Source organism: Rhodococcus sp. NPDC003348, assembly GCF_053589375.1.
In genome coordinates this window covers 37,634-54,328 of record NZ_JBSFRT010000020.1, presented here as the reverse complement: position 1 = coordinate 54,328, position 16,695 = coordinate 37,634, and the positions used below count along the sequence as shown (strand labels likewise).

Genomic DNA, 16,695 nt, shown 5'->3' with positions numbered 1-16,695 from the left:
ATGCAGATCTGGCGGACTCTCCGCGCAATCCCCAGTTGGATCTTCGCGCTCGTCTTCGGCGCCGTGGTGTTCCTCGCGCCGATCCTCGGTTTGGACGCGACCAACACGCGTCAGCTCCAGCTCGCGTGCATCCTGGCCCTGGTGGTCAGTGGCCTCAACCTGAGCCTCGGGTACGCGGGTGAACTCGCGCTCGGTCAGGCCGCGATGTACGCGGCCGGTGCGTACACGGCCGGTCTGATGTCGCAGGCCGGGCACACCGAGATCCTGCTGCAACTGGTGGCCGCGGGTGCGGTTGCACTGGTGGTGGGCATCGTGACCGGCGTTCCCGGTCTGCGACTGGGCAGTTGGTCGCTCGCGATGACGTCGTTCTTCCTGATCCTGCTGGTGCCCGACATCCTCGCGATCTTCGGCGGCAAGACCGGCGGCCGTAACGGCCTGTCCGGCATGGAGCCTCCGACGCTGTTCGGGCAGGACGTCGACAAGGACTTCTACTACGTCGTCGTCGCGGTCACGATCCTGTGGTTCGTGGTGATGCGGAATCTCGTGGTCTCCCGCCACGGCATCGCGTTCCGCACGCTCAAGCAGTCGCCGGTCCTCGCCCAGTCGCAGGGCGTGTCGGTGTACCGGATGAAGCTGCTCGGATATGCGATCGGCGCCCTGCCCGCCGGACTCGCGGGTGCGTTGTTCGCGAACACCGACCTGTTCATCTCCCCCGAGGCGTTCGGGTTCACGTTCGCGACCGCGGTGCTGGCGGCGTCGATCCTCGGTGGGTCGGCGAGTGTCTACGGCGCGGTGATCGGCGCGGCCGTCATGCAGTTCGGCCCCAACCAGTCGACCGCGTTCCAGGAATACTCGCTGATCTTCTACGGCGGCTTCCTCATCCTCGGTGGCGTGCTGCTCTCGGGCGGCCTCACCAAGGTGTTCCGGAATCTGGCGGCCAGGCTCGACCGCAAGGCCGGCATCGGGGTGGCGGAGCGGGGGGCACCGCGGGATCCGAACGAGGTGCCCGTCGTGGCGCCGATCGCCGGATCCACGCTCGAGGTCGACGGCATCTCGAAGGCGTTCGGCGGCAACCAGGCCCTCGAGTCGGCGACGCTTCGCGCCGAAGCAGGCCAGGTCACCGCGCTGATCGGCCCCAACGGTTCCGGCAAGACGACGATGCTGAACATGATCTGCGGCTTCTACACCGCGGACGCGGGTCGCATCGTCATCGGAGACACCGAGGTCCAGACGTTCGCTCCGCACAAGGTCGCCCGTGAGGGCGTGGCGCGCACGTTCCAGACCCCGAACATCCCCGAGAACGTCACTGTCCTCGAGGCGGTCGCGTCGGGCCGGTACATGACCGACCGCGCCTCGATGCTCTCGGCCGTGCTGAGACTGCCGAGCTTCCGGAAGGTTTCGAAGGCGGACGTCGACGAGGCCGAGCGGGTCCTCGAACTCGTCGGGATGTCGCACCTGAAGGGCGAGGTCGCGACTTCACTGCCCCTCGGTATGCGGCGCATGCTCGAGGTCGCGCGTGCCGTGATCGCGGAGCCCCGGGTGCTGCTGCTCGACGAGATCGCCTCCGGCATGGACGAGGACGAGCTCGTCCGGCTCGCTGTCCTCATCCGGGCGCTGCGCGACGCCGGCGCCACCGTCCTGTTGGTGGAACACAACTTCCGCCTGGTGCTCTCGCTCGCCGACACCATCGTCGTGCTGGCGCAGGGTCAGGTCATCGCGTCCGGTCCGCCCGAGGAGATCGAGCATCACCCGCGAGTGCTCAGCGAGTACCTCGGCATCGACCCCGACGGCGGAGCCGCGGTGGAGCTGGAGAAGGTGAAGTGATGGAACCGGTTCTGAGCGTACGGAATCTGCAGTCCGGCTACGGGGACCTGCGGGTGGTGTGGGACGTCTCGTTCGACGTCTTCCCGGGCCAGGTCACCGCACTGCTCGGACGCAACGGTGCAGGCAAGACGAGCACCCTGCGCGCCATCTCCGGCCTGAACAAGATCCACTCCGGCAGCATCGAGATGGACGGCCAGGACATCTCCGGAGTGTCCGCCCACCAGCGGGTGCGTCGCGGCATGGCCTACGTGCAGGAGGGCAAGCGGGTCTTCCACAAGCAGACCATCGAGCAGAACCTGCTGCTCGGCGGCTACACCCGCAAGAAGCGTCGCAGCGCCCTCCGGGCCGACGTGGACCGTATCTACGAGATGTTCCCGATCCTCGGAGAGAAGCGGAACCTGTTGGCGGGCTCCATGTCCGGCGGCCAGCAGCAGATGCTGGCGATCGGCGCGGCCCTGATGGCCAACCCGACGCTGCTGCTTCTCGACGAACCGTCCGGAGGTCTGGCCCCGGTCATCGTCAACGAGGTCATGGAACGCGTCCAGCTGCTCAAGGAGACCGGCCTGGCCGTCCTCCTCGTCGAGCAGGCGGTCGAGGCGGCGATGAGCGTCGCCGATCACGTCACCGTCCTCGACATCGGCAAGGTCGTCATGGACGCACCGGCATCGGACATCGACGACATCGCGGTCCTCAAGGACGCGTACTTCGGTCGCGTCTGACCGACAACACCGGCGGGGAGCTCACGGGTCGTCACGCATTCGATGGCGACCCGTGAGCCCGCGCGCCCCGTCACACGACGACGGGGACCGCGGCGGCGACTCGGGCCCCGCCGCTGAGCGCGTGGTAGGCCGCGGCGACACCTCGAACCGCGACCCGCAGTTCGCCTTCGTCCAGGGCGTACGGCAACCGGAGGTACCGCTCGAAGGCGCCCTCCACACCGAACCGCGGCCCCGCGGCCAGCTGCACGCCGTGCGCGGGCGCGGTCGCGGCGACCGCCGTGGACAGCGGTTGCGGCATCTGCACCCACAGCGCCATCCCGCCCGGGCCGGGATCGCAGCGCCAGTCGGGCAGCTCGGCGGCCAGCGCGTCGAGCAGCGCCGCCCGCTGCCCGTACAGCCGGTGTCGTCGCGCCGGCAGCACCCGGTCCGGCTCGGAGAGCAGTTCCGCGGCGGCGAGCTGCTCGAGCACCGCGGTCCCCAGGTCGAGGGCGGCACGGACGGCGAGCAGCCCGTTGATCGTCGACGCGTCCGCCCGGATCCAGCCGATCCGCAGCCCGGGCCAGAACGCCTTGGACATCGATCCGATGGTGACGACGTCGGCGCGAGCCCCGATCGCGAACCGCGCCACCGGCGTCGGCGTCGGGGCGTCCAGGCCGAGATCGGTCATCGTCTCGTCGATCACGAGCGTCATCCGGGTGTCACCCGCGATCCGCACCAGCTCGGCGCGGCCCGCGTCGTCCAGGCAGAACCCGGTGGGATTGTGGAAGTCCGGGACGAGATACGCGAGTTTCGCCGCGGTCTGACGGGCCGCGGTGCGCAGACCGTCGAGGTCCCAGCCCCGAGCCTCGAGCAGCAGAGGCACCGGAACCGGTCGCGCCCCGCGCCGGACGATCGCTTCGATGGCGTTGGTGTAGGTCGGATGGTCGATCAGTACCCGCTCCCCCGGCCCGGTGAGCAGCCCCAGGAGCAGCACCAACGCCTGCTGGGCACCCGTGGTGATCATGATCTGCTCGGGATCGGTGGGGACGCCGCGGTCCCGGTAGCGCTGCGCGACCGCCTCCCGCAACGAGGGCAGCCCGTGTGGTTCGAGGCCGTGGGTGCCGAGCTGTCCGGGGAGCCGGTCGAGGGCCGCGGCGTAGGCGTCGCGGATCGCGTCTGCGGGCGCGGACATCGCGGCGCAGGTCAGGTCGAGGACCCGGCCCGGCGCCGGGCCGCCCCGCGGCGGTGCGACCCGGCCGGTGCGCGGCGAGGCCGCGCCGTCCGGCATCGCAACGGTGCTGCGCGAGCCCTGCCTGCTCGCCAGGTAGCCGTCCTCGCGCAGCACCGCGTATGCGGAGGTGATCGTGGTGCGGCTGAGGGCGAGGGCGGCGGACAGGTCCCGCTCGCTGGGCAGCGCGACCCCCAGCGGGATCCGGCCGTCGGCGACCAGCAGCCGGATCGCGTCGGCGAGGGCGCGGTAGGCGGGGCGGCGCCCGGTCCGGCCCACCGTCTCGTCGGACTGCCACCGGCCGAGGTCGCGGGCCAGGGAGCTCGCGCCGATCACCCGCATGGGAAACCTCCGTGTCGCGTCATGAGAGCCAGTATTCGCAAACTGGACCTGTCTTTCAAGACCAGTTGCGGCGCAGAGTGGACGCATGTTGCCCGCACTCACCTTCGTCGCAGTCCTGACCCTCCTCGCCTGCGGGTGCCAGATCGCGCGCCGCCGCGGCCGCAACGTCTTCCGGATCGACCAGTTCGCACCGGCCGCTCCGCTGGTGGGACGGATTCCGGAGGACCGAGACGCGGACCGCGCCGTCCGCGACCTCGACGCCGCCCGCTCGCACCGGGAGGCACCCGCCTCCCGTGTCGCTGCCCGACACTGAACCAGTCCAGTTGTCGACAACTGGACCTGTCGGACCCGAGCCGCATACTGGACCGGTGACCCGCTATGCGCTCTTCGACAGCGCCCTGGGCCGCTGCGCCGTGGTGTGGCGCGAGACCGGTGTGGTCGGGGTACAGCTGCCGGAGGGTTCCGACACGGCCACCGTCGCCCGCCTCTGCGACTGCTTCCCCGACGCGACTCCGGACGAACCCGACGCTCCCGCCCGCCGGGCCGTCACCGGCATCACCGCGCTCCTCGCCGGCGAGCCGGACCCGCTCGCAGACGTCGACGTCGACCTGGCCGCCGTCCCCGACTTCGACCGCCGGGTCTACGCCGTCACCCGCACCATCGGCCCCGGCCGCACCATGACCTACGGGGAGGTCGCGGCCGCGATCGGCAGCCCCGGCGCCGCGCAGGCCGTCGGGCAGGCGTTGGGACGCAACCCGATTCCGATCCTGGTGCCGTGCCACCGGGTGCTCGCCGCGCACGGGGCGGTGGGCGGGTTCTCCGCGGCCGGCGGCACGATCACCAAACGCGCCCTGCTCGCCGCCGAGCACACCCCCGGCTTCGACGACCCCACCCTGTTCTGATCCGCGGTCGAACCGGAGCGGTCAGGTCATCGCGCCCGTGACGAGTGGCGCAATGACCCGCCGCGCCAGATCCCGGGCGGCCGCGTCGTCGTCGAGGTCCAGGTGGGTGCTCGGTACCAGCAGATAGCCCAACGTCACCCGGATGACCGCCTCGGCACGCAGGTTGGCGTCGCCGCCGGGCAGCCGGCCTTCCTGCTGGGCCGCGACGATGCGGGCCGCGATGAATCGATGTCCGATCTCGAGCGCGGACGGGGTTCCGGTCGACAGCATCGCCAGCAACTCCCCGCCACGGTCGACCCCACGCACCACGAAGCGCCGCCGCAACCGCAGACAGGCCAGGAATGCCTCCGCGATCCGCTCCGTCGGGTCGGTGACTGACGTGAACGTGTCGGTGATCCGGTCGAGGAAGGCCCGCAACGCGTGGGCCACGGCCGCCTCGAACAGCGAATCCTTGCCACCGAATCGGCGGAACAGGGTGGCGCGGCTGATTCCGGACCGCGCGGCGACATCGTCCATCGTGGCCGCCCGCGTGCCCTGCTCGGCGAGTACTCCGAGCGCGGCGTCGTACACGGCGACGTCCTCCAACTCCGACGGTTCCGGCGATCCCGCATGCCCGATCGCACGCTCGAACAGACGGGGAAGCGAGGCACCGGGACGAGTCACGCGACCAGTATCGACCATGCGACTATTATGCTATCAATAGTCGCATGACAGCAGGATCGGCCGCCACTGACCGTGAGATCCCGAGCGACACAGCACCACTCGGCCCCGATTCGGTCGCCTGGTCGGTGTTCGGCGACCTGACCTTCGTCCTCGGTGCGACCCACCGACTGCTCGTCGACGTCGCCCACCCGACCGTCGCGACCGGTGTCCGCGAGTTCTCGGTGTTCGCGACCGACCCCTACGGACGTGCGCAGCGCACCCTCGACATGATCATGGGGGTCGTCTACGGCCGCGAGGATGCGCTGGCCGCGGCGCGGGCGCTCAGGGAACGGCACCGCGACATCAAAGGCCGCGGTCCCGACGGCAGACGATGGAGTTCGCTCGACGCCGAGGCGTTCCACTGGGTGCATGCCAGCCTGGTCCACGGCGTTCACGTCCAGCAGCGGGTGCTGGGCCGTGGCTGGCGACCGGGCGAGGCCGAGCAGTTCTACCTCGAGATGCGTCGGGTCGGCCGGATGTACGGGATCCGCGAACGGGACATGCCCGCCGACTGGCCGAGCTTCCTGGCCTGGTTCGGCGAGATGACCGCGTCCCGCCTCGAACGCTCCGACGTCACCGATCAGGTGCTCGCCGTGGCCGGCTCGCCGTCACCACCCCCGATTCCGGTGCTGCGGCTGCCGGTCCTGTGGAACCACACCGTCCGTCCGATCGCGGGGGCGGTCCTCACCCTGGTCACCGCCGGGCTGCTGACACCCGAACTCCGGGAGCTGTTCGGGCTTCGGTGGACCCGCGGACACCACCTGGCGTTCACGGCCGTCGCCGCCGTCTCCCGCACCGTGCTCCCGCGGCTGCCACGAACACTGCGCCTGGTGCCGCAGGCGCGCAAAGCCGTGACAGCGGCACGCTCGGCCGACCTTCCCCACACCGGCGCGACTCCGTACGAGGTGCTGTCGATCCGTAGCGCCGACGGAACCCGCCTGCACACCGAGATCCACGGCAACGACACCGGACCGACCGTCGTCCTGGCCCACGGCGTCCTGTGCTCGACCGAGTTCTGGCACAACCAGATTCGCGACCTGGCCGACGACTTCCGGGTGGTCGCCTACGACCACCGCGGCCACGGACGCAGCGAGGCGCCGAAGCACGGACACTACAGCCTGGACCATCTGGCCGCCGACCTGCACGCGGTGCTCGCAGCCACCGTTCCCGACGGCGAGACCGCCATCGTCGCAGGGCATTCCATGGGCGGCATCGCCGTCATGCACTGGGCGGCGCGCTATCCGGAGGACGTCTCCGCGAAGACCCACGCAGTCGCCCTGGTCAACACCACGCCCGGCGAGATCCTCGACCACGTGCGGTTCCTTCGAGGCCCGCATGTGTTGAGCGGCACCCGCCGCCGGGTCGCACACGTGGCCGCACCCCTTGCCGGCCTTCCCCTGCCCGAACGGATTCCGCTCCGCCGACAGCTGGTGGCCCGTGTCTCCGTCGCCGCGGGTGCGGACGCCACCGTCGGGCGCCGGCTCGACCGCGTCATCGGAGCTACTCCCGCCCGTGGCCGACGCGGCTACGGGACGATGCTGGTCGACCTGGTCGACAGCCTCGACCCAGCGGCAGTCACGGTGCCGACGGTCGTGATCGCCGGGCGGCACGACCGGATCGCCCCACTCCCCCGGTCCCGGTACATCGCCGAACGGCTGCCCGCCCTACTCGAACTGCACGAGGTCGACAGCGGGCACTGCGCACCGCTCGAACGGCCGGACGTGGTGACAGCCGCCCTCCGCGACCTCGCCACGCCCGCATCGGTCGCCGAGGCAGCCCGATGATCCGAACCAGGAGGCACACCATGTTCCGGGCGACCCGTATCGTGTCCGCGATGGCGTTGGCGATCGCCGTCCTGGGGGCGACGCCGGTACACGCGGCACCGCCGGAAGGATTCGACGACTTCACCGGTGTGTGGCCGACAGCGGTCGACCCCGCGACCTGCCGCCCCGGGGACCCTGTCGAGACCGGCATCCAGGGCGAGGTTCCGCTCGCCGACCGGGTATCCGGCCGCAGCCGCGAAGGCTACGGCTGCAACATCGACCTCGTCGGGCAGTACCAGGGCGTTGGCGCCGGGCCGGTCAGCCCCAGCTACCGGCACTGCTCGTACATCGCGTCGACGTTCCCGACCAATCTGCTCGGCCCCGACGCGGGCGTGCACGTCGTCGACGTGAGCGATCCGACCGCTCCACGCCGCACGGCCGTGCTCACGGAACCCGCGATGCTCGGCGGCACGTGGGAATCGCTCAAAGTGCACGAAGGACGCGGGCTGCTGGTGGGCACCGGTGTCGGGTTGATCGAAGGCGGGGGATTCATCTCCGTGTACGACATCTCCCAGGACTGCGCCCACCCGAGGCTGCTGAACACCACGACCGGGTCGCTGCCGAACATGCCGATCGCGATCACCACCCATGAGGGGGCGTTCTCGCCGGACGGCAACACCTACTGGGCGTCCGGCATCGCACCGGGGTGGGTCAGCGCCGTCGATCTGACCGACCCCGCACAGCCCATGGTCGTATGGGGCGGGCTCACCGGGGTCGCCGCGCACGGGATGGGGTTCACACCGGACGGCAACACGATGTTCCTGTCGAACCTGGCGGGCCTGTCCGTGATCGACGTCTCCGCGGTGCAGAACCGCGCACCCCGGACCGTGATCGGCCATCCGCTCCCCCATCTCGGGCAGAAGTTCTGGACCGACGGGCAGATCAGTCAGCACAGCATCCACGTCACCTACGACGGCCGGCCGCACCTGTTCGCCGTCGACGAGGGAGGATCCGGCGGGGTCAAGCTGTTCGACATCGCGGACCCGGCCACCCCGAGGTGGCGCACCAGTGCCAAACTCGCGATCAATCTTCCTGAGCATCAGGATCGTTGGGCGGCGAGCGCCGCGGGCAACGGCCTGTTCGGATACGACGCCCACTACTGTTCGGTGGACCGGGTCGACGATCCGACCACGTTGGCGTGCAGCTGGATCCAGTCGGGCATCCGAGTGTTCGACGTGCGCGACCCGGACCGTTTCCGGGAGATCGCGTACTTCAACCCACCCGCCCAGACGGGGCGGCATCGTGAGCTGCCGAACTCGCTGCACGCGACGCTCGGCGCCATCCTCGGTCCGCCGATGATCGGCACCCTGGCGACGGCCCGGGCCGTCATCCAGGGCCAGACGGGTACCGACGGGATCGTCAACGACCAGAGCCGGTTGGTGGGTGCCGACCTGTCGGCCGACTGGTGTCTGTCCCCGCCCGAGTTCCACGGCAACCTGCTCTACGTCGCCTGCATGGACAACGGGTTCATGGCGTTGGAACTGGATCGCGCGGTCTACCCGCGATGAGTGCCCGGGCGATCGTCGCAGCAGTACTGTGCTCCGCAGTGGGATTCGCCGTCGGCGTCGCCGTCGGTGGCGACGAACCGGAGCCGACACCGCTGCCCGTGCTCGGCGAGGAGGACGCCGCGTTCGCCCAACAGATGTCGGCGCACCACCAGCAGGCGATCACGATGGTGCAGATGCTCGGCCCGGAGGCCGCACCCGACGTACGAGCACTCGCCGAACAGATCCGGTCTGCGCAGTGGCGCGAGATCGGAACCCTGACAGGCTGGCTGGAGCTGGCCGGAACACCGCAGTCTCCGGAGTCCGACGGCCACCGGCACGAGGGAACGGGCGGCATGGCCACCGGCGAGGAGCTGACCCGCCTCGCCGGCTCCGCCGGAGTCGAGCGCGACGTGCTGTTCCTACAACTGATGATCCGCCACCATCAGGGCGGAATCGAGATGGCGGCGGAGACTGCGCGGACCACGGACCTCCCCGCCGTACGTACCCGGGCGGTGGCGATGATCGAGGACCAGCGTCAGGAGCTCACCCTGATGACCGTGTCGTTGAACGCGCGCGCCGCGTCGGTGTTGCCGTACCCCTGACGGCCACACCGACGCGACGACCGGGTCGGTCGATCAGGCGAGCACGTCGTGCCGGACGATCGTCTCGTCACGACCGGGGCCGACACCGATGCAGGAGATGCGCGCACCGGAGAGCTCCTCGAGCCGCAGCACGTAGTTCTGCGCGTTGACCGGCAGCTCCTCGAAGGTGCGGCAGTGCGAGATGTCCTCCCACCAGCCCGGCATCTCCTCGTAGATCGGCTTGGCGTGGTGGATCTCGGTCTGCGACATCGGCATCTCGTCGTAGCGGACCCCGTCCACGTCGTAGGCGACGCAGATCGGCACCGTGTCCAGGGTGGAGAGCACGTCGAGCTTGGTGAGGAAGTAGTCGGTGATGCCGTTGACGCGGGTCGCGTAGCGGGCGATCACCGCGTCGAACCAGCCGGTGCGGCGGGCGCGGCCGGTGGTCACGCCGACCTCGCCGCCCTGCTTGGCCAGGTACTCGCCGTGGTTGTCGAACAGCTCGGTCGGGAACGGACCGGAGCCGACGCGGGTGGTGTACGCCTTGAGGATGCCGAGCACCGTGGTGATCCGCGTCGGGCCGATGCCGGAGCCGACGGCGGCGCCACCCGAGGTCGGGTTCGAGGAGGTCACGTACGGGTAGGTGCCGTGGTCGACGTCGAGCAGGGTGCCCTGCGATCCCTCCAGCAACACCGTCTCGCCACGCTCGAGGGCACGGTTCAGCTCGAGCCGGGTGTCGGTGATCCGGTGCTTGAAGCCCTCCGCCTGCGTCAGCACCTCCTCGACGACCTGCTGTGGGTCGAGGGCCTTCCGGTTGTAGATCTTCGCCAGCACCTGGTTCTTGAATTCCAGTGCGGCCTCGACCTTCTGGGTGAGGATCTTCTCGTCGAGCACGTCGGCGGCACGGACACCGACGCGGGCGATCTTGTCCTGGTAGCAGGGGCCGATTCCGCGGCCGGTGGTGCCGATCTTCCTGGCGCCGAGGTAGCGCTCGGTGACCTTGTCGATGGCCACGTGGTACGGCATGATCAGGTGCGCGTCGGCCGAGAGCAGCAGCTTCGAGGTGTCGACGCCCCGCTCCTCCAGACCTGCGAGTTCCTCGAGCAGCACTCCCGGGTCCACGACGACACCGTTGCCGATCACGTTCGTCACGCCCGGGGTGAGGATGCCGGACGGAATCAGGTGCAGCGCGAACTTGTCGCCGTTCGGCAGGACCACGGTGTGGCCGGCGTTGTTGCCACCCTGGTACCGCACGACCCACTGCAGGCTGCCGCCCAGTAGATCGGTAGCTTTGCCCTTACCCTCGTCGCCCCACTGGGCTCCGATGAGGACGATTGCCGGCATGACGTCTCCTAGAGTCGACAGACATCTGCGCATCTCAGCGCAGAGGCCAGCCGTCCGTGGACAGTGGCCGGGACGACAGTTTAGCCCAGCGGGTTCGGGACGCGCGCATCACATCCGGGTTCAGGCCGCGGAGTGTTCGTGCAGCCACGGCGCCGGACTGACCTGGACGGCCAACCCCGCCTCGTCGGTGGCGGACCGCACGACGCAGGTCGGCGGCGCCCACACCGCCCCGTCGGGCTGCACATAGATCGGGCGGTCCGGGTCACCGCCGAGCAGATAGCTGATACAGGCGTTCATCCGGAACCTGCCCGTCCCGTGCGCGGCGATCCGCGATGGGGCGCCTGGCACGTCGTCGGCCTGAGCCGATTCCTCCGGGTCGAGGACCAGTTCCTCGTTCGTCGTGTTGACCATGGTGACGCTGACGGCTGTCATCGGATCTCACCTCGGATGGGTCGTCCGGTTGGGTCACACACTGATTCTCACGATCTGGGGGCACCGAACGTTCGACCGCCCGGCGCGGACACGGTCACTCGGCGACCAACGCGAACCCGGGTCGTCCGTCGTTGTCGCCGGGCACGATGCCTGCGATCACCACCCCGGGACCCGAGCGGACGGCACCGTCCACCCGGTACGTCCCCTCCGGACCCGGCCGCGGTTCCACGGTTGCGGTCCCGCCGACCAGGGAGAGCATGTTGAACCACACCACCCGCACCGGCCCCGGCGGCGAGTCGGCGGGCAGGTCCGCGGTGACGTGCACCACGTCCGGTTCGACGGTGGACCGCTCGACGTCGGCATGCACGACGTGGGAGCCGATCGCCGGCTGAACCTGGAACGGGTGACTGAGAGCGGTGGTGGGCGTGGACATCTGCCCGATGCCCAGTTCGAGCAGATCCTCGGCGGCACGCAGGTCCGCCGAGGATTCGGCGGTGCCGCCTCTTCGCATCTCGCTCACCACCGAGGTGAGCCCGGATCGGCAGAACCGGGTGACACGGGTGGGAGAGCGGCGGGTCGCGTCGGTGGTCAGCATCGGATGCTCCGATTGTCGGCTGTTGCAGCCGGTCTGCCGCTGTGGCAAGGGGTCCGGCCGCACCTATCAGGATAGAACCGCCAGGTCTCGAACACACCGGCAATTCGGCAACCATCGGACCACCGGATGGAGACCGTCGCGGCGGCGTTCGTATCGTCGGGGGCGACCGACGCCGCGGACCGACCGGAGCTGACCTTGACCCTTCACGTACTCGCATGTGGTGATCCGGCGGTGCCCGCGCCCCTGGCGTCGCTGCCATTCACGGCCGCACCGGCCGTCCCCGCCAAGCCCGACTTCGACGCTCTGCTACCGGTTCTCGACGACGACCCGGATGCCCGGCTCGTCGTCGTCGGGAACGACGGCGCCCTCGCCGCGACGCTGACCCGGCTGATGCGCAGCGAGCGACTGCAGGTCGAGGTTGCGTACGTCGCCGCCGAGCGAACCCCCGGCACCCGGTTGTACGGGCTGCCCACCGGCGAGCGGGCGGCGCGCCTGGCGTTGGACGGCGCGGCGGCCGCGTTGCCGTTGATCCGCGACGACTCGGGCACCGCGCTCGTCGGCGAGGCGACGATCACCGGGCCCGACGGCGGCGCGCTCGTCGGCGAGGCGTACGCCGATTCGGAACGCGTGTTCTCCGGGGAGATCCCGGTGCTGCGCGTGACCCCGACCGTCGAACTGCCCGGGGTGCGGGCGAGCGCGGGCAAACGCCTGCTGCGGCAGCACTGGCTGCCCGCCCGGGCGGTGCAGCTCGGCGCGGTCGGCGCGGTCGTGACCCGGGACGGCGTCACCACCCCGCGCGCGCTCAAGCGGTGCAGCTTCTATCGGGACACCCGGGAGTGGCTGCTGGTCCGCTGACGGCGGTGCCGTCGATTGGTCCGCTGACGGCGGTGCCGTCGATCCGCAGCTGACGGCGGTGCCGTCGATCCACGGCTGACGGCGGTGCCGTCGGCGCCGCGGCGATACTGGGGTCATGACGTTTCCCGACACCCGCCGTGCGCGGGTCCGGCCCAGCCCGGTGTTCCTGGCGGTGCTGGCCGTCGCGGTCGCGGGCGGAGTGGTGGCGTGGCGCGCGGCACCGAAGTCGACGGCCGCGAGTGTCGGGGTGTTCCTGCTCGTCGTCGCAGGCTGGGTGGTCACCGTCTGCCTGCACGAGTTCGGCCATGCGTACACGGCGTGGCGGTACGGCGACCACGAGGTCGCGGCCCGCGGCTACCTGACGCTGAACCCGCTCAAGTACAGCCATCCGCTGCTCTCGATCGGTTTGCCGGTGCTGTTCATCGCGCTCGGCGGCATCGGCCTGCCCGGTGGGGCGGTGTACCTGCGCACCGACCTGCTGCCGCCCGGGGCGGCCCGCCGGATTTCGCTGGCGGGGCCGGCGGTGAATGCGCTCGCCGCGGTGCTGCTGCTGACCGTGATCAGGTTGTTCGCCGACACCGAGAGCCACCCGGTGTTCTGGTGGGGACTCAGCTTCCTCGCGTTCCTGCAGGTGATGGCGACGGTGCTGAACCTGGTCCCGATCCCGGGGCTGGACGGCTATGCCGCACTGGAGCCGTCACTGTCGCCGAAGACCCGCCACGCCCTCGAGCAGTACAAGGGCCTTGGCATGCTGGCGTTGATCGCGCTGCTGTTCGTGCCGTCGATCAACCGGGTCTTCTTCGACGCCGTCTACGGACTGTTCGAGCTGTCCGGGGTGCCGGGTGTGTGGGCCCAGTACGGCAACTACCTGATGCGCTTCTGGTTGTGACCGCACCTGTCAGGCGGATCGGCTCCAGGCGTCGAGGACGATCCGCGCGGCCGTGACCACCGCGACGGGCTGGTCGAACACCGGGTGGTGTCCGGCTGCGGGCAGCTCCACCACCAACGCGTCCGGCCCGAACATGGGGCGCATCTGGTCGAGCAGTTCGTGGGTGATGATGCCGTTCTCGCTGCGGAAGTAGGCGACACGGCATCCGGCGGTGGTTCCGTCGAGGCTGCTGCGTCCGCCCTTGCCGATCCGGCTGCCGTCGAACTTCCAGCTCCAGCCGCCGTCGACCTCCTTCAACGAGGTCCGGGCGATGTGGTCGAAGACGTACGGCTCGGCGGTGTCCTGCGGCGGCACCAACCGGAACCGGGCCACGGCGGCGTCGACGCTGGGGTAGACCTTCGTCTTCGCGGTCAGCCGCTGGCTGCGCATCTCCTGTTCCTCGGGTGTGAGATCGCGGATCGGGGAGTCGAGGATCATGACCCCGTCGAGTCGATCGCCGTAGCGGGTCGACGCGTGGTACGAGACGATCCCGCCCATGCTGTGGCCGATGAGTGTGGGGCGCCCGGTGATCCCGCCCGCGACTGCCACCGCGAGCACCTCTTCCGCCCAGAGGTCGAGGGTGTAGTCCTGCCGGTGGTCGCTGTCGCCGTGGCCGGACAGGTCCAGTGCGACGACGCGACGACCGACCGCGAGTTGCGGCGCGACGTGATCCCACCAGCGCGAATGTGCCATGCCGCCGTGCACCAGCACGATGCCGGGCCGGTTCTCCTCACCCCAGGCGCGGTAGGCGATCGACGCGCCTGCAACGGTGACGTGGCCGGTCTCGACCGGGGCGGCGAGGGCGTCGACGAACCATTTCGGGGCCGACTCGTTGACGATGCTCATCATCCGAAGTTACTTCGTCCACCCCGATCCGTCGCAGGCGGCTGCGCCACCTGTGCGCACTTCTGGTGGCTCCCACCACCAAAAGTGCGCACGGGCTGGGTGCACCTCCCGCTTGCGGGGGACGGAGCTGCCTACAGCTCGGTGACCCAGCCGTGCAGGGTGTCGGTGCGCAGGGCGGCGGCGTGCCGCTTGCGCAGCGCCTCGCCGATCGCGCCCGGCCGGCCGGTGCCGACGACGCGACCGTCGACCTCGAGGACGGGGGCGACGCCGGCGGAGGTGCCGGTGACGAACACCTCGTCGGCGATGTACAGCTCGGTGAGGTCGACGGTGCGCTCGACGACCGGGATGCCGTCCTCGGCGGCGAGGGTGAGCAGGGTACGCCGGTTGATGCCGTCGAGGATGTCGCAGGACGGGTCCGGGGTGATCAGGGTGCCGCCGCGGACCAGGAAGATGTTGGCGGCGCTGACCTCGCACACGTGCCCGTTGCCGTCGAGGAAGACCGCGTCGTCGTAGCCGGCGTCGATGGCGTCCTGCTTGGCGAGTACGGAGTTCACGTACGCGCCGTTGACCTTCGCGCGGGACGGGATCGCCGAATCCGGGATGCGGCGCCACTGACTGGTCTTCAGGCGCATGCCGTTCTGCGGCACGATCGGGACGGCGTCGTAGACGAACATGCTGACGGTGGTGTGGCAGCCCCGGACCCGCGTGCCGGGGATGGGCTCGTCGACGTGCACGCTCGCCCGCACGAACACGTCCCCGGTGGGTGCGTTCTCCGCGACGAGTTCGGTTGCCGCCGACACGAACCGGTCGTAGTCCCAGTCGGCGGCGAACCCGTCCATCCCGATGATCTTGCAGGACTCGACCATGCGCCGGAAGTGGTCGGGCAGCCGGAACGCGGTGCGCCGGTCCCCGTCCACGTGCACCGGGAAGACGGTGTACACGCTCAGGCCGTAGAGCAGCGCCGACGTCGCCACGCCCAGGGCCGCCTCCGAGGCGTCGACGATCCGGTCACCGAAGTACACGCGAGGATGTGGGGTAGCCATGGCGGGGAATGCTAGCGAGCGCACCCCCGCGCGGGAAGCGAATTCCGGCGCGGCGCCGCATCCCGCACCCGGGCCGCCCCGAGCGGCACACTGACCGCATGCTGCATCTGCGGATCCTGACTCCGTCCGATCTGACGGACGAGGCGGTACGGATACTCGAGGACGAACCCGGGGTCAGTGGACTCGCGGTGCTGCGCGGTGTGGCGGTGCGCCCGGTCGGCGACATCGTGCACGCGGATATCGCCCGCGAGGTCGCCAACGAGGTGATCGAGGCGCTGCGAGGCACCGGCCTGCACCACCGCGGCAGCATCGAGATCGAGCCGGTGCACGCGTGGCTGTCCCGCGACGGACTCGACGCCGAACTGCGCAGCCCGGGCAGCAGCGCCGACACCGTGGTGTGGGCGGAGGTGGCGCAACGTTCCTACGAGGACGTCGAGCTCAACTGGACGTACCTCAGCTTCATGACCCTCGCCACGCTGCTGGCCGGGATCGCGATCATCACCGACTCGCAGATCCTGGTGATCGGCGCGATGGTGCTCGGTCCGGAATTCGGTGCGATCGCGGCGCTCGGGGTCGCCCTGGTCAGGCGCCGGTACGTGCTGCTGGCGACGGCGGTGCGCACCCTGGCCGTCGGGTTCGTGGTCGCGATCGTGGCGACCGCGCTGGCGGCGCTGGCCGGTCGGGCGCTGGGCTGGGTCACGCTCGAGGACGTGACCGGCCCGCGCCCGGACACGGCGTTCATCTACACCCCGGACAAGTGGTCGTTCATCGTCGCGGTGATCGCCGCGGCGGCCGGTGTGCTGTCGCTCACGTCGTCGAAGCTGGGCGGGCTGTCCGGGGTGTTCATCTCGGTGACCACGGTGCCCGCGGCGGGCAACGTCGGTCTCGGGATCGCGTTCGGCGCCGGCCACGAGATCTGGGGCAGCACCCAGCAGTTGCTGCTGAACCTGACCGGGATGGCCCTGGCGGGGTGGGCGACCCTGGCGATCCAGCAGGCCGTGTGGTCTCGGGTGGCGGTGCGCCGCGCCTCCGCGCTGGACCGGCGACGCCGGATGTTGTGACGGC

The 16,695-nt window shown here is 70.2% G+C and carries 17 protein-coding genes; 10 read left to right on the top strand and 7 right to left on the bottom strand.

Features of this window, described 5'->3' with window-relative positions:
* Both ACWDU4_RS14935 and ACWDU4_RS14930 read left to right on the top strand, forming a co-directional pair.
* On the top strand, positions 1–1,824 hold the full coding sequence (locus tag ACWDU4_RS14935; protein WP_450114679.1) for a branched-chain amino acid ABC transporter ATP-binding protein/permease: 1,824 nt from the start codon (positions 1–3) through the stop codon (positions 1,822–1,824).
* On the top strand, positions 1,824–2,543 hold the full coding sequence (locus ACWDU4_RS14930; protein ID WP_450114678.1) for an ABC transporter ATP-binding protein: 720 nt from the start codon (positions 1,824–1,826) through the stop codon (positions 2,541–2,543). Before ACWDU4_RS14935 ends, ACWDU4_RS14930 begins: the two co-directional genes overlap by 1 nt.
* 70 nt (positions 2,544–2,613) lie before the next feature.
* Here the strand turns inward: ACWDU4_RS14930 and yczR are convergent, their stop codons facing one another.
* Positions 2,614–4,092 (bottom strand): MocR-like transcription factor YczR, encoded by a 1,479-nt coding sequence (gene yczR, locus ACWDU4_RS14925; RefSeq protein ID WP_450114677.1) that lies wholly within the window; start codon positions 4,090–4,092, stop codon positions 2,614–2,616.
* Between the two features lie 85 nt (positions 4,093–4,177).
* On the opposite strand from yczR, the gene ACWDU4_RS14920 reads away from it, so the two are divergent.
* Together ACWDU4_RS14920 and ACWDU4_RS14915 are read left to right on the top strand one after the other, a co-directional pair.
* Positions 4,178–4,405, top strand: coding sequence for a hypothetical protein (locus ACWDU4_RS14920; RefSeq protein WP_450114676.1), 228 nt, complete (start codon positions 4,178–4,180; stop codon positions 4,403–4,405).
* A 55-nt stretch (positions 4,406–4,460) separates the two neighbouring features.
* Entirely contained in the window at positions 4,461–4,994 is a 534-nt protein-coding gene (locus ACWDU4_RS14915; RefSeq protein ID WP_450114675.1) for a methylated-DNA--[protein]-cysteine S-methyltransferase, read from the top strand.
* Positions 4,995–5,015: 21 nt separating this feature from the next.
* Here the strand turns inward: ACWDU4_RS14915 and ACWDU4_RS14910 are convergent, their stop codons facing one another.
* On the bottom strand, positions 5,016–5,657 hold the full coding sequence (locus ACWDU4_RS14910; RefSeq protein ID WP_450114674.1) for a TetR/AcrR family transcriptional regulator: 642 nt from the start codon (positions 5,655–5,657) through the stop codon (positions 5,016–5,018).
* A gap of 44 nt (positions 5,658–5,701) precedes the next feature.
* Between ACWDU4_RS14910 and ACWDU4_RS14905 the strand changes: the two genes are divergently transcribed.
* From ACWDU4_RS14905 to ACWDU4_RS14895, 3 genes are read left to right on the top strand one after another with little or no spacing between them, the layout of a single operon-like run.
* Entirely contained in the window at positions 5,702–7,480 is a 1,779-nt protein-coding gene (locus ACWDU4_RS14905; protein WP_450114673.1) for an alpha/beta fold hydrolase, read from the top strand.
* A 20-nt stretch (positions 7,481–7,500) separates the two neighbouring features.
* The gene (locus ACWDU4_RS14900; protein WP_450114672.1) at positions 7,501–9,027 is read left to right on the top strand and encodes an LVIVD repeat-containing protein; all 1,527 of its coding nucleotides are present in this window, start codon (positions 7,501–7,503) and stop codon (positions 9,025–9,027) included.
* Between the two features lie 38 nt (positions 9,028–9,065).
* On the top strand, positions 9,066–9,608 hold the full coding sequence (locus ACWDU4_RS14895; RefSeq protein WP_450114671.1) for a DUF305 domain-containing protein: 543 nt from the start codon (positions 9,066–9,068) through the stop codon (positions 9,606–9,608).
* Between the two features lie 33 nt (positions 9,609–9,641).
* Here ACWDU4_RS14895 and ACWDU4_RS14890 read toward each other — a convergent pair whose 3' ends face one another.
* From ACWDU4_RS14890 to ACWDU4_RS14880, 3 genes are all read right to left on the bottom strand, one after another.
* The gene (locus ACWDU4_RS14890) at positions 9,642–10,931 is read right to left on the bottom strand and encodes an adenylosuccinate synthase (protein WP_450114670.1); all 1,290 of its coding nucleotides are present in this window, start codon (positions 10,929–10,931) and stop codon (positions 9,642–9,644) included.
* A gap of 120 nt (positions 10,932–11,051) precedes the next feature.
* Positions 11,052–11,363, bottom strand: a complete 312-nt coding sequence (locus tag ACWDU4_RS14885) for a hypothetical protein (protein WP_450114669.1) — start codon at positions 11,361–11,363, stop codon at positions 11,052–11,054.
* A 94-nt stretch (positions 11,364–11,457) separates the two neighbouring features.
* Entirely contained in the window at positions 11,458–11,958 is a 501-nt protein-coding gene (locus ACWDU4_RS14880) for a hypothetical protein (RefSeq protein ID WP_450114668.1), read from the bottom strand.
* A gap of 126 nt (positions 11,959–12,084) precedes the next feature.
* On the opposite strand from ACWDU4_RS14880, the gene ACWDU4_RS14875 reads away from it, so the two are divergent.
* Both ACWDU4_RS14875 and ACWDU4_RS14870 read left to right on the top strand, forming a co-directional pair.
* Positions 12,085–12,813 (top strand): hypothetical protein, encoded by a 729-nt coding sequence (locus tag ACWDU4_RS14875; RefSeq protein ID WP_450114667.1) that lies wholly within the window; start codon positions 12,085–12,087, stop codon positions 12,811–12,813.
* Positions 12,814–12,928: 115 nt separating this feature from the next.
* Positions 12,929–13,702, top strand: coding sequence for a site-2 protease family protein (locus ACWDU4_RS14870; RefSeq protein WP_450114666.1), 774 nt, complete (start codon positions 12,929–12,931; stop codon positions 13,700–13,702).
* Positions 13,703–13,711: 9 nt separating this feature from the next.
* Here the strand turns inward: ACWDU4_RS14870 and ACWDU4_RS14865 are convergent, their stop codons facing one another.
* Both ACWDU4_RS14865 and ACWDU4_RS14860 read right to left on the bottom strand, forming a co-directional pair.
* Complete coding sequence (locus ACWDU4_RS14865; RefSeq protein WP_450114665.1) at positions 13,712–14,587, bottom strand: alpha/beta fold hydrolase; 876 nt, start codon at positions 14,585–14,587, stop codon at positions 13,712–13,714.
* Between the two features lie 131 nt (positions 14,588–14,718).
* Positions 14,719–15,630 (bottom strand): aminotransferase class IV, encoded by a 912-nt coding sequence (locus ACWDU4_RS14860; protein ID WP_450114664.1) that lies wholly within the window; start codon positions 15,628–15,630, stop codon positions 14,719–14,721.
* Between the two features lie 98 nt (positions 15,631–15,728).
* On the opposite strand from ACWDU4_RS14860, the gene ACWDU4_RS14855 reads away from it, so the two are divergent.
* Complete coding sequence (locus ACWDU4_RS14855) at positions 15,729–16,691, top strand: DUF389 domain-containing protein (protein ID WP_450114663.1); 963 nt, start codon at positions 15,729–15,731, stop codon at positions 16,689–16,691.
* Positions 16,692–16,695 lie beyond the last annotated feature (4 nt).